The sequence below is a fragment of the Brevibacillus fortis genome, from assembly GCF_046196545.1.
In the GTDB taxonomy this organism is placed as follows: Bacteria; Bacillota; Bacilli; order Brevibacillales; family Brevibacillaceae; genus Brevibacillus; species Brevibacillus fortis_A.
Genome location: NZ_CP176370.1, coordinates 5,519,605 through 5,532,553, shown reverse-complemented (window position 1 = coordinate 5,532,553; position 12,949 = coordinate 5,519,605). Strand labels below are relative to the sequence as shown.

Sequence of the window (12,949 nt, the reverse complement as noted above, 5' to 3'; positions counted from 1 at the left end):
TAATCCGGTTCTCTCTTTTGCTCTCTACGATCGGACAGTGCGTCGTTCGATGCGTTTTTCGAACGAAGGTGCCTGTATCACACGTTGCACATAGACACTTGGTGTGTGAATATGCTCAGGATCCAGTTCACCTGTCTCTACGATTTCTTCTACTTCGACGATGGTGATTTTTCCGGCTGCTGCCATCATCGGATTGAAGTTTTGGGCTGTTTTGCGGAAGACGAGATTCCCCATCTTGTCAGCTTTCCACGCTTTAATCAGTGCGAAATCACCCGTGATGCCATACTCAAGCAGGTACTCTTTCCCAGCGAAATCGCGCGTTTCACGTCCTTCAGCGATAGGGGTGCCGACTCCTGCTGGGGTATAGAATGCTGGAATACCAGCTCCGCCTGCACGAATTCTCTCCGCCAGCGTCCCTTGTGGTGTCAACTCGACTTCGAGCTCACCAGACAAAAATTGACGTTCGAATTCCTTATTTTCTCCCACATAAGAGGAGACCATTTTTTTGATTTGCTTTTCGCGTAAAAGGAGACCGAGTCCCCAATCATCTACCCCACAGTTATTTGAGACGACTGTCAAGTTTTTCACTGCTTTGTCCCTTAGGGCGATAATCAGATTCTCCGGAATTCCTACCAGTCCGAAGCCGCCCACTAATAAAGTCGCACCATCGTGAATATCAGCCACGATGTCCGTGTAAGAAGTGTAAATTTTGGCCATGACGATCACTCCCACCATGAAAAAATAAAGGATTTGTGTAAGCGCTAACAATAGGGGCGATGCAGTTGCGCCCCGTTTTCCTGCCCTTCTATCATACTAGATACGAGTTACAAACAAGTGACGAGACATTTGGATTATAAAAAATAATGTAAAATGACAGAAAAGTAGTACAACTATACTATTTTTTTCTGTAAAATATATTTTGTCAATATTCGTCGATTCTTTGTAAGTATAGGAAGATTCAGGGGGAAATGTGGGGTTGCAGGAATGAAAAATACGAATAAATGGATAAGTCTCACGGTTGTGCTCCTGCTGCTCGTAGGGTGCGAAAAGCTAAATGAGGATGTTTCAAGTCTGAAACGAACGAAAGAAGAAACGGTCATCAAGGTGAAAACGGTAAGTGCGTATACGGTGGAGAATGGCAAGGATGAGCGACTGATGGAAGTCGCAGGTGTAGTGGCACCACGTCAGGAGCTGGCTTTATCGTTTGGCGCCTCCGGCAAAATTTCAGATATTCTCGTTGAAAAAGGAGCCACTGTCAAGGCGGGGCAGACGTTGGCGACATTAGATGGAACGGCCCTGCAGCAAGGAATTCACGCAGCCCAAGGACAGGTAGCAAGTGCTGCGATCAAGCGGGAAAAGGCCGCCAAGGGACCGGAGAGTCACGAGGTGCAGACCAAGAAGCTGCAGGTAGAAAAAGCGAGAGAACAGATGCAAAAAGCTCGCGACGAGCTCACCAAAGCGGAGATTCTTTATGCGAATGGAGCCATCTCGAAAGATGAAAAAGACAAGCTGGCCTCGGCACTGCGACAGACCGAGCTGAGTCTGGAAGAAGAACAAGTGGCGTACAACAACCTGCTGAAGGGCGCCGATCCGCTGGATATCGAAGAAGCGAATGCAAGCGTCCAGCAGGCTAATGTTCAATTGAGCCGCGCGAAGCAGGAAGCGGCCGATGCGGTGATCAAAGCGCCGTTTACAGGTGTGGTAGCTGCGATCTCCAAGACAGCGTCGGAGCAAGCTGGACCTGGGACAGAGGTCATTCGGATGGTCGATACGAGCTCTTGGCTTGTCAAGCTGCAGGTAGAAAGGGAGCAAATCGCCCATTGGCAGGCAGGTAAAGTGGTAAAGGTGAAAGCTCCGGACGGCAGTGAAGTAGAAGGAAAAGTGACGTTTGTCTCACCTGTTATGGATACCAGCTTAGGGTCTTATCCAGTCGAGGTGACCGTAGACGGCAAGAATGTAGCGTGGAAAGGTGGCATGACTGTCACTTGTCAGTATCCGCTGCCAGCGTCAAATGTTGCGCTCGTTCCTGTTAGCAGCATCGGTGTCTCTGATGAAGAATATTACGTCATGAAAATCAACGAACATTCAGTGGAAAAGACGTTTGTCAAAGTGGGGGCATTGCAAGGAACCTTCTATGAGGTAGTGGAGGGTCTCGTGCCTGGTGACCAGATTGTTGCTGCAGGCTTGTCGTATGTAGTGGATGGTGAGGCGGTGAAGGTGGCGGATGAATAACAAGACATTTTTAGCAATTGTCCCCTCCTTTGCCCGTATTCTGGCGGTCATTTGCTGTCTACTTGCGGTAGGAGCTTGGTTCGGTCTGGATATCAAGACTTTTCCGGATCGGTCTGTGCCTGAATATACAATCAGTCTCTCAGCACCCAAACTCTCCTCTGCGGAAGTAGACGAATCGGTCGCGAGAAAAGTAGAGGAATCGGTACGTTCACTGGGCAGTGTGCTTACGATTGCTTCCGAATCTCAAACGGGGTCGGCGGTTATTACTGTAAAAACTTCGGAACAAATCGGTTCGGATTACAAGGAACGGTTGGAAAAGAAGCTGGGAGACATCACGAAGCAGCTGCCCGTGCAGGAATGGAGCGTCAGTCAAAGCAATCTGGCAGATAGCAAAATTGGCTTTTATGTCCTGTACGGTACGGACTTGCAGTCTTTGTCTGACGTTGCCCAAAATACCGTCTACGACAAATTGATCAATCTGCCAGGAATCGCTCGCATCGAAATGGACGAGCAAGCCTTGAAAGAGCAGATAGATATCATTTTCCGACCGTCCATGCTACTCGCCTACGGGCTCACACCTGCTGATGTTCTATCACAACTGCCGACAGATGTGGTTGGGGAAGAGGTAGGCTCTGTTGGAGCTGATAAGGATCGAACGACTATTCAATGGACGAGTAAATCGGAAGGGCTGCAAGATCTGGGTAAGCACTTGATCCCCACCGAAAAAGGATACGTGCCACTAAATACGTTGGCTGACATTCGTGATAGACGTGGGAGCAAAGGCGAACAAATCGGGATGTATCGAGGCTCGCCTGCATTAGGAATCACGGTGTACGCAGCAGATGTCGGGCAATTGCCTGTAATCAGCAAGCAAGTAAAGGAAGCGGTTGCCGAGTTGAATCAGGCTTCAGGCGGCAAGTACCGCCTCGATTTGTTTCGTGACGACGCGCAGACAATCACAGCTGCATTGGGACAGCTTGGGGCACTGGCCTTTCTAACTGCTGCCATCGGTTCGCTCTTTTTGTACCTGACCCGAAAACAATGGGCAGAGGCTGTACTTGCGCTTTTTGCAAACGTACTTGCGGTCGGCAGTGTTCTCGGGGGCATGTGGCTTTGGGGAATCCCATTGACGCTCTCCACGCTTGGACCACTCGTGTTGTTTTCGCTATTGTTCACAGGAGCAGGCTCTGCGTTGTTTCATCAGTTTTCTCGCCTGCCCTCGTACTCGTTTGTTCGTTGTTTGCAAGTGGCGTGGGGGTTGATGAAGCCGTTATTACTCACGGTTGTCGTAGTGGCAGCCTGTTGGACAGGTGTCGTTTTCACTGATTTCCTCAAGGCAGAAGACAAGGTTGTCTTGTACGATGCTTGGCCCGTTCTTTTGCTGGGGACGGTTGCTCTTATTCTTATCTATGGATTTATCACGCCGGTACTGACAGGAACGTGGCTGGAAGCTTCCGAACGAGTAGAGGAGGAAACACCACGGGCATCCAATAGAGTGACAAGTTATTTTCAAGGTCGCTGGGAACGACTGGTGGAACAAGGGTATTTGCCTTATGGAATCACACTGGTTGCCTCGCTTGTCTTTGTCTTTTTGCTTAAGTCGTTTATTCTTGTAGATCCGTATGCCAAGCTTGATTATGGGGACAAGTCGCTTTCTTTGCCAATGGTGCAGGGAAGCAGCATTGATGAGGCCATGCGGGCTGCACAAATAGCCGAGGAGCGTTTACTCGCCATTGACGAAGTCCGAGATGTTTACACGATTGCCTCCGAAGAAAATCTGAGTTTTCAACTAAAGCTCGTGGACAAATACGATTGGACGCAATCAGTCTCGGAGCTGGAAAAAGTACTGGACAAAGAGCTGCGAGATATTCCTCAGACAGATCCGTTTGCGCTGGTCATTAACAAAGATAAGGCAACTCGTCTCGTATTGACGATCATGGGGCCATCCTTGCAAACGACGCAGAACATTGCCAATGAAGTGTTGGCATTCATGGAAAAACAGAGTGCGAAGGATAAAGAGGGGCGAGAACTTGTAACAGATGAAAGAATCGGTCCAGGTGCAGAGGGGACCTTTATCGACATTCGTCCGAAACAAGAGATGCTGGCACGCTATCGGATTACGCAAGAGGAGATCAAGAAACAACTGGAGAGCTATTTGGGAGAAAAAACTGCTGGCAGTGTCTATTGGAATGAGCGTCAGGTACCTATCCACGTCCGGTTCCCTGACGGATGGATGGACTATCAGGATCAAGTGAAAAATATATGGATTCGGACATCACAAGGTACGGTGCGATTATCTGAGCTGGTAGATTGGTCGATCGGCAGCGAACCACCTATTTATCAAAGAGAAGACGGACTGTATGTCTTCAAGGTAAGCAGTGCTGTCTCAGACCCAAGTCGAATTGAGCTGTGGTCTTACATTATTCCATATTCCATGCAAGAAAAGGTGACGATACCCGAAGGCTACACGGTATATAACGACGATGAGCTGAAGAAATTGGAGGAGAAAAAGCTCAATAAGGTTGATTGGAGCAGCCGGTTTTTGACGATTGGCAGTCTGGTTGCCCTCGTACTTATCATGAGCTTGCTTTTGCAACGCAGAACGCGCGATGGATTATTTGCCCTCGTTCTCTTGCCCGTCTTGTCTGGAGGCTTTGCGCTGGGATTGCTGTGGTTGGATCGACCTATGAACGTTATGAGCTTCTATGGTATGGTTGCTGCCACTGCCGTTATCGTTTTGCAGGCACTTCTTGCGATGGATGAGCTGTACAAGGCACAAGCCGAACAGGAGCGAGTCTGGGACGGTATCAAGCTGGGGGCCAAACGCACTATGGTCAATCAAGCGGGGATATATTTGGCGATCGCGTTAGCCAGCCTTCCGCTAGCTGGGGGATTGGGTACTGGGAATGATTCGTTTGCGTCCTTTGCCAGCGTATTGTTGTTTGGCATTCTAATGGGGACTTTTGCCACAATGGCACTCCTTCCAGGTATGCAACATGCAGCTGTGCAAAGACAGGCTGCTCATTCTGAGATGTCCTTGCCGATCCTTGCTCGTCATTTGCGGATTTGGTGGGAAAACAACCAAGTACGTCGCCGCGATTTCAAAGAAAGAAAACGGGAACAGGCTCGCTCACAAAAAACAGGGCAAGTCAAAGCCTCGAACCACGATTTCAGGGAGTATGTGCCTGTACAAGAGGACTTCCTGCCTCTTTCTTCTTCTACACATGACGCCAACCGCTAAAATAGGTTGGCGTTTTTCTTTTTCAATCGTTCACGTAGCTGTAACCGACTAACAGGGTATGCGTCATGGTAAGATAAGAAAGAGAATCGAAAGCAGGGGGTAACAAACACGTGCGTCGATATCGAAAAGTATGGGATTACTTGCTTTTGATTGGCATTCTACTCGGGTTGTTCATTTCTTCTTCACAGCCATACGGCAAGCAAGACATGCGAGGGACGATAGACAAGCTAGTGGATGAACAGAGCTTACAGGACCGTATAGGCGACATATCCATTCCTTATGGAGGCAAGGATGTGAGCTTGGAAGAAAAGGGAGCGGCTGGTTTTATAGAGTTCTTGATACGGAAAGGGACACACTTTGCTGTTTTTGCTCTCTTGGCCTATAGCTGGTATCGCGTGTTTTCCCATCATCTCTCGTTTGGGCAAGCACTGCCCTGGAGCGCTTTTTGCAGCGTGATGACGGCTGTTTTGGATGAATGGCACCAGACGTTTACACCGGATCGAACCGGAATGGTGCAAGATGTTTTGCTCGATGCATCTGGATCTGTCACGATGTTGTTGATAATTGCTCTCAATTACCTGTATTCACGAAGAGCATATCGTTATAAAATGTAGGAAGCCTATCCATCCTATGAGGAGAGAAGGCTGTGATTGAATGATTGGAGAGTGGATTTTATCGTGGTAGAAAAAAAGAATGTCCTTGTACTGAACTGCGGAAGTTCTTCAGTGAAGTACAAGCTGTATGAAATGCCTTCCAAGACATTGATTGCGCATGATTATTTGGAGCAAATCCAGCGTGACCAATATGAAGATGCTATTCGGGGAGTGTTTGAATCCCTCAAACAATATTCGATAGATATCGTTTCCCATCGTGTTGTACACGGCGGGGAAGCATTTAAGCAGTCCGTTATTATCAATGACCAAGTAAAAGAAGAAATTCGTAACCTGTCCCGTTTCGCCCCGCTTCATAACCCCATTAACCTGACCGGGATTGAAGTTGCTCAAAGTCTGTTTCCTGATTTGATTCACGTAGCTGTTTTTGATACAGCGTTCCACCAAACAATGCCACCATCCTCTTATTTGTACGCACTGCCTTATGAATACTACGAGCAATACGGTATTCGCAAATACGGTTTCCATGGAACATCTCACCGCTATGTAATGGGCCGTGCAGCAGAAATGATGGGTCGCCCGAAAGAGCAGCTTCGTCTGATCAGCTGCCACATCGGAAGCGGGGTAAGTATCACGGCGATCCGAAATGGTGAATCGTATGATACGTCGATGGGTATGACACCGTTGGCTGGTTTGTCCATGGGTACGCGCAGCGGAAACATTGACCCAGGTATCATCCCGTATATTGAGGAAATTGAAAAAACCGACACGGCTGGCGCTATTAAGATTCTGAATAACAATAGCGGTCTCATGGGCGTATCGGGTGTATCCAACGATTTGCGCGACGTTATGAAAAAAGCAGAAGAGGGACATCTCCGCAGCAAGTTGGCGCTGGAATTGTTTACTACTATTCTGCATAAGCATGTGGGACTGTACCTTGCTCGACTGAATGGAGTCGACGGCATTATCTTTACAGCAGGTGTTGGAGAGAATAGTGCTGCCGTGCGTGATTTGGTGTGCTCTGGTCTGGAATTTGCCGGGGTAAACCTGGATCGTGAGGTAAACCGCACAAGCAAAGGTGAGGCATTCATCAGCACGAAATACTCTCCGGTAAAAGTCATGGTAATCCCGACAAATGAAGAACTTGTCATGGCAATGGATGCATTTGAACTGGGGCATAACTAGCTTGGAGTATGTGCCCTAGAAAGAATAGGCTTTTCAGTATTGGAATTTCTCTGCTATACTAAGAGAATGAGGCTTCTGGTTTGAGGTTCTCACCATTTTTCTGAAAAAATAAAAGGAGTGCAAACTGGATGGCAGTACAAGTGGGAAGCATCATCGAAGGAAAAGTGACAGCGATTAAACCGTTTGGGATGTTTGTAGCAGTCAGCGAAACGGAGCAGGGGCTGGTCCACATTTCCCAAGTAGCAAACGGTTTTGTTAAGGATATCAATGATCACTTTACCGTGGGGGCACAAGTAAAGGTAAAAGTACTCTCCATTGATGATGCAGGTAAAATCTCGCTTTCGGTTCGCGCAGCACTCCCAGCGCCTGAGCGTCCGGAACGTGAAGAACGCCGTGGTGGTGGATATCGTGGAGGCGACCGCGGAGGGAATGCAAAACGAGATAGCGGAGCTTCTTTCGAAGACAAGATGAAAAAATGGATGAAGCACAGCGAAGAGAACCTTGCGACAATCAACAAAAAGAACGCAAAACGCGGCTACTAAGCCTTGCCATAACGTAAGAAGGACGGGATCAAGCTCCCGTCCTTTTTTGCGTTTCCTGTTCGAGAGGATTCCCCTCTTTTTCCCAGTATTCAATCCCGCCGAGCATTTCTTTTACTCGAAAGTCGAGAGCGGCCAGTTTCGCGCACGCCTTTGCAGCACCGTTGCAGTTGGGGCCCCAGCAGTAGACGACCATGAGCTTGGTCGGGTCCAGAGCAGCCGTCGTTTCAGCGGAAATAAGCGAATGGGGGAGATTCAGAGCCCCGGGAACGTGACCATCCCGATACGCTTTCTCGCTGCGAGCATCCAGGATGTAGAAGCCTTCCACATGGTTTTGGATGTCATTCCATACATCAGCGACATCTGTCTCAAGAGAAAGCTTGTCGAGAAAATGAGCGCGGGCTACTTCAGGTGACGCGGCGGGTGTTTGCAAAACAAGGGACATATTCAATCCTCCTCGTAACTTGTAATGGTGATGTACACAGCATAGCATTGAAGCAATCATTACAGTTATCTATACTATTTAATGAGGATCATTACTGATTTCTATGGGAGGAAGCGGGATGGAGCTGGTCTATTTACATACTTTTCGCGAAGTAGCCCGGTATGGGAGCTTTACGCGGGCAGCAGAAGAACTGGGCTATGCTCAACCGACGGTAACGGCACAAATGCAAAAGCTGGAGCAGTCGTATGGAGCACCGCTATTTGAAAGATACGGACGCAAGCTGCGACTGACGCAAGCAGGTGAAGCCTTGCTGCCGTACGCTCGGGAATTGATTCATCTGTATGGGGAATCTAAAGAAGTGATTAAGCAACAGACAACAGGTCCGATTGCTATTGGAACGATTGATACATTGGCGGCGTTTTTTCTGCCGCCGTATTTGCAGGCTTTTTGTCAGCAATACCCTCAGGTTGATTTAGTATTGCGGACGGCTGGGGAAGCAGAAATTGTACAACAGATCAAGGATGGCTATTTCGATATCGGGATCATTTTCGATCGCCCTTGTACAGACCCTGAGTTAGTCACCCATGTTATTCGCGAGGAAGAATTGGTGATCGTCATGCCACCCGCCCATCGATTTACGACAGCAACAGCACTCACTGTCCATGATTTGGGCGGCGAGCCACTTGTATTGACCGAGGAAGGCTGTACGTATCGTGGCATGCTGCTGCAGGCCTTTGGAGAGGCTGGTATGACTCAGCGAATCGCCTGCCAATTCAGCAATCCGGAAGCGATCAAGCAGTGTGTACGCTGTGGCTTGGGTGTGGCATTGCTGCCGCACATGGCGGTCAAGAGAGAGCTCGCAGAAGGGTTGCTCACAGCCATCCCGTTTCAGTCAGATAAGCCGCCGTTTTCCATTCAGCTTGTTTATCATAAAAAGAAATGGCTATCACCTTCGATGGTGACGCTTGTGGATACGATTACGAGATGACAGAGAGAGGAATCGTGAGCAGGATGCAGCTAGATACTTCACCATTTGTTGCATGTACACCGGAGGAGACAGTCTATCCGGGAGTGCGGCTCTATACCGTCAGCTACTACAGTCAAGACTTGCTGGTAAAAGCTGCATTGGCTGTACCAGACGCCTATTTTCAGGAGGGAGCACGTCTGCCGGCTCTCCTGTATTGCCGAGGCGGGATAAAAGGAGTGGGACGCGTCAGACCCGAGCGAATCAGTCAAATGGCCGCCTTTGGCTATGTGGTCCTCGCTCCTCATTACCGTGGCAACGAAGGCGGAGAGGGCCGGGATGAATTCGGTGGGGCAGACAGGCATGATGTGTTTGCCGCATTTGAATTGCTCCGCAACCTGGAGAAGGTGGACAAGGGGAGAATCAGTGTCTACGGTTTTTCACGCGGTGGCGTCATGGCCTTGTTTGCTGCAATGGAGTGCAAAGGCGTACAGTCTTGCGTCGTATGGAGTGGCGTCAGCGACATGTTTTTGACCTATGAGGAGCGGGTTGATCTGAGAAGAATGCTGCGCAGAATCATCGGTCACCCGCGCAAGCAGGAGGATGCCTACCGCGATCGGACGCCTTTGTATCGGATCGACGAGATTGCTTGCCCTGTGCTGATTATACATGGAACGGAAGATGAGAATGTAGGAGTGGAGCATGCTCATAAATTGGCAGATGCGCTGACGCGGGCAGGCAAACCGTATGAAAAATGGCTGGCGCAAGGGGCCAGCCATCTGTTTGTCGGGGAAGATATGGAGATGTATACGCGCAAGATGTTCGCTTGGCTGGATGCGCAAGCCTAATCTTCTTTTGGTGTAAGCGGAAGCGTGATGATGATTTCCGTTCCTTTCCCCAGCTTACTGTTTACGTGCAGCTCACCACCGTGGTTTTCGACCATTCGTCGGGAAATCGGCAGCCCCAGTCCTGTCCCATCCTCTTTTAATGAGAAGAACGGATCGAATATACGCACCAGATACTCTTGGGAAATACCTTCTCCCGTGTCTCTGACATGAATATGGACAGCTTGATCATCCAGACGGCTTTCCATGGAGAGAACGCCGCCGTCTTTCATGGCTTCAATGCTGTTTTTCATTAAATTTAACAGGATTTGCTTTAATTGCTCGACATCGACGTGAATGCGAATGCTCGGATCACAGCGGTCTACGATTTCAATCCCATGCAGCATGGCCTCGGCTTTCATCAAGGGAAGAATCGAATGAATGACACCGGTTAGCGCTACCTCGCGATAATCGGGCTTGGACGGTTTGGAGAGCATCAACAACTCCGTCACGATGCGGTTGACCCGTTCAATTTCCTGCAAGATTAAGGGCAAGTAGTACAAATCTCGCTCTTGATTCGATAAACGCTGTTCCAATAGCTGAATAAAGCCGTAGATGACCGTTAGCGGATTGCGAATTTCATGAGCGGCTCCCGCTGCCAGCTGACCGACCATGGCCAGCTTCTCGGATTGATTCAAGTACTCTTGAATTTGCTCCTGCTCTGTAATGTCCAAGAAGGCGACCATCCACCCGGTTTCCTGATCGTGGTGATGATTGTGCAAAGGGATGTAGGAGACAAGGGCAATGAATGGTGTGTCGTCTTTTTTGTACAAGGTCATTTTGCGATTGACGAACCAGGGAGTCAGCTCATTGTATGTGGATGCTTCAAAGGAATCCCTGGACACGGGGTAGCCGTGATCGTCGAGCTTGACCAAATGCTGAGCCAACTGGTTTACATGAAGACCGACTGTCGCATGGGTAATAATCCCGACAGGCAGAGAGTTTAAGATTTGCTCCCGGATGTTTTTTTCTTCGGTCAAAATTTGCCGTTGCCTTTCATCTTGTGCGAATAGATTGGCGATGCTGCTCGACATTTTGTTGAATTCCTGCGCCAACTCAAGGAATTCATCTTGATGGGTATAGACGATTTGCTGACCGAATGTTCCTTTCGATACTTCACGCGCTTGTTGCATCAGAGACTGGATCGGGCGCAACAGCTCATTGCGGAAGTAAAACGTACAGAATAGCCCAAACAAGATAGAGGCTACGGAAACCGAATAGGTCAGGATCAACGAGACTTTGATGCTCTCATTCGAATTCTGAAACTCTTTATTCGTTTGATACTCCAGCTGATTGAGTGAAAAAGACAGATCGCGTTCCAATCGGTCGAGCAATGGCTGTACTTCATTGGTAAGGACATAGCTGACGGCTGGAACATTCCCTGCTTGCAGCAATGGATTGATTTTGTTCAAAAAAATAAAGTCCAGTTTTGATATCGATTCAATGATGGTAAACAAGCCACTGTTCGCCTCGGTTTTGGGAAGCGAGGAAAAGCGAGCGGTATCGATCAGATTTGTATAGTACTGATCCAGGTAAGACTCGTCGCGTGTCGATGTATACATGTTCAACGCATATGTCTTGGTGTATATCTGGTTTTTGACTTCCAGTAAGGCACTCGTTTGCGGTAAGAGGTTTTGCGTCAAATACACTTCATCAGAGGTGACCTTGGTCATTTGATAACTGAACAGGGTCGTTACGCAACCGATGAGAAGCATCATTACGAGATAGCTGAGCATGATTTTTTTCTGAAATCCGAGATTGCTGAAAAGGGGCATGCTGATTAACCTCCATACGAGCCACGGGAAGGAATGAGATTTTGCAGTTCCCGTTCTAAATCTTCACGTACATCTACTGGCACCATGTGTCCGAATTGACTGAGATGGTTGACTCCTTCGGCAAGTCCGTACATGACTTTTCCATTCGGGAGATCCCCTTGAATAAACTGTTCCATGATGATGCGGTAGCATTGACGAACATCCTGCATCATGGAGACCAGCACGTAGTCTGGAGCGATGTAGCGCTGATCGGCAATGTATCCGATGGTGTATACTCCTGCGCGCTGCGCTTCTGTAATCACTTCGAGATTGAAGCTGTCGCCTGTGGTGTAGATGACATCCACACCTTGAGATATCATGTCGCGAGTCCTGCGAATGGCTCCCTCAATATCATTGAAATCAGGAACTTTTCCCACGACGATAGACGTGTTGGGCGATACCTTTTTCACACCCTCGATAAAGCCTTCTACTTGCAGTAACTCTGTGGGCTTGTCTACCAAGATGTATCCAACTTTATCCGATTTCGTCATTTTGGCGGCTAGGGTACCAACTAGCTTTCCGGCTGGCTTCATATCGTAACGAATTGTCGTCTGATTCTGATGCGGAGCCTCTCCGTTAAAGGAAACAAAGTGTGATTTCGGATACCGAAGCGCCACGTCTGTAAAAGGATCAGAGAAGATGAGGCCATGACCGAGTATGAGATCATAGTCGTTGGCTGCGTATTTCTCAGCCACCTTCGTGATCTGCTCCGGTTTTATATTATTGGCGACTTCGAGTGAAAAGTTAAATCTTTTTTGCAGTTCTGTCATACTCTCCAGTGCACTGCTATTCCAGCCCTGATCATAAGTGGGGCCCTCAAGCAACAGGGCGACACGCACTTTGTCAGAAGAATGGCTGCTTTTATTTATGACTTTATCAAGATGCTTCATGCTTGTAACGAATTGACTGGTAATGAGCAGAAGCAGCCCGACTACCAAACCGGTAAATAAGACGGGAAATGGCAGCAGCTTTGGCATGCGGGATTCCTCCATAGAAAAAAGCATAATCCACTTGAAAATATAAATACACGTCAT

11 protein-coding genes are annotated in these 12,949 nt (G+C 48.5%); 7 read left to right on the top strand and 4 right to left on the bottom strand.

Annotated elements, in window-relative coordinates; genetic code table 11:
* Positions 1-24 precede the first annotated feature (24 nt).
* Positions 25-717 (bottom strand): CoA transferase subunit A, encoded by a 693-nt coding sequence (locus ACKKE8_RS26955; protein WP_015893185.1) that lies wholly within the window; start codon positions 715-717, stop codon positions 25-27.
* 267 nt (positions 718-984) lie between these two features.
* Here ACKKE8_RS26955 and ACKKE8_RS26950 point away from each other — a divergent pair, with 267 nt between their 5' ends.
* The 5 genes from ACKKE8_RS26950 (at position 985) to ACKKE8_RS26930 (ending at position 7,811) form a co-directional block, all read left to right on the top strand.
* A complete protein-coding gene (locus ACKKE8_RS26950) occupies positions 985-2,232 on the top strand; it encodes an efflux RND transporter periplasmic adaptor subunit (protein WP_409175714.1) in 1,248 nt (415 codons plus the stop codon).
* Complete coding sequence (locus ACKKE8_RS26945; RefSeq protein ID WP_409175713.1) at positions 2,225-5,473, top strand: efflux RND transporter permease subunit; 3,249 nt, start codon at positions 2,225-2,227, stop codon at positions 5,471-5,473. The genes ACKKE8_RS26950 and ACKKE8_RS26945 overlap by 8 nt, the downstream gene beginning before the upstream one ends.
* A 110-nt stretch (positions 5,474-5,583) precedes the next feature.
* Positions 5,584-6,087, top strand: coding sequence for a VanZ family protein (locus ACKKE8_RS26940; RefSeq protein ID WP_409175712.1), 504 nt, complete (start codon positions 5,584-5,586; stop codon positions 6,085-6,087).
* Positions 6,088-6,150: 63 nt separating this feature from the next.
* Positions 6,151-7,269 (top strand): acetate/propionate family kinase, encoded by a 1,119-nt coding sequence (locus ACKKE8_RS26935; RefSeq protein WP_409179209.1) that lies wholly within the window; start codon positions 6,151-6,153, stop codon positions 7,267-7,269.
* 128 nt (positions 7,270-7,397) lie between these two features.
* On the top strand, positions 7,398-7,811 hold the full coding sequence (locus ACKKE8_RS26930) for a S1 RNA-binding domain-containing protein (protein WP_048034671.1): 414 nt from the start codon (positions 7,398-7,400) through the stop codon (positions 7,809-7,811).
* 28 nt (positions 7,812-7,839) lie between these two features.
* On the opposite strand, the gene ACKKE8_RS26925 is transcribed toward ACKKE8_RS26930, so the two are convergent.
* Positions 7,840-8,253: a rhodanese-like domain-containing protein gene (locus tag ACKKE8_RS26925; protein ID WP_409175711.1), complete on the bottom strand. Its 414-nt coding sequence runs from the start codon at positions 8,251-8,253 to the stop codon at positions 7,840-7,842.
* A gap of 118 nt (positions 8,254-8,371) precedes the next feature.
* Here ACKKE8_RS26925 and ACKKE8_RS26920 point away from each other — a divergent pair, with 118 nt between their 5' ends.
* Both ACKKE8_RS26920 and ACKKE8_RS26915 read left to right on the top strand, forming a co-directional pair.
* A complete protein-coding gene (locus ACKKE8_RS26920) occupies positions 8,372-9,241 on the top strand; it encodes a LysR family transcriptional regulator (protein WP_409175710.1) in 870 nt (289 codons plus the stop codon).
* A 23-nt stretch (positions 9,242-9,264) separates the two neighbouring features.
* Positions 9,265-10,065: an alpha/beta hydrolase family protein gene (locus ACKKE8_RS26915; protein ID WP_409179208.1), complete on the top strand. Its 801-nt coding sequence runs from the start codon at positions 9,265-9,267 to the stop codon at positions 10,063-10,065.
* Here ACKKE8_RS26915 and ACKKE8_RS26910 read toward each other — a convergent pair.
* Both ACKKE8_RS26910 and ACKKE8_RS26905 read right to left on the bottom strand, forming a co-directional pair.
* The gene (locus ACKKE8_RS26910; RefSeq protein ID WP_409175709.1) at positions 10,062-11,876 is read right to left on the bottom strand and encodes an ATP-binding protein; all 1,815 of its coding nucleotides are present in this window, start codon (positions 11,874-11,876) and stop codon (positions 10,062-10,064) included. The genes ACKKE8_RS26915 and ACKKE8_RS26910 overlap by 4 nt on opposite strands.
* A gap of 5 nt (positions 11,877-11,881) precedes the next feature.
* On the bottom strand, positions 11,882-12,892 hold the full coding sequence (locus ACKKE8_RS26905; RefSeq protein WP_409175708.1) for a BMP family ABC transporter substrate-binding protein: 1,011 nt from the start codon (positions 12,890-12,892) through the stop codon (positions 11,882-11,884).
* Between the last annotated feature and the right edge of the window lie 57 nt (positions 12,893-12,949).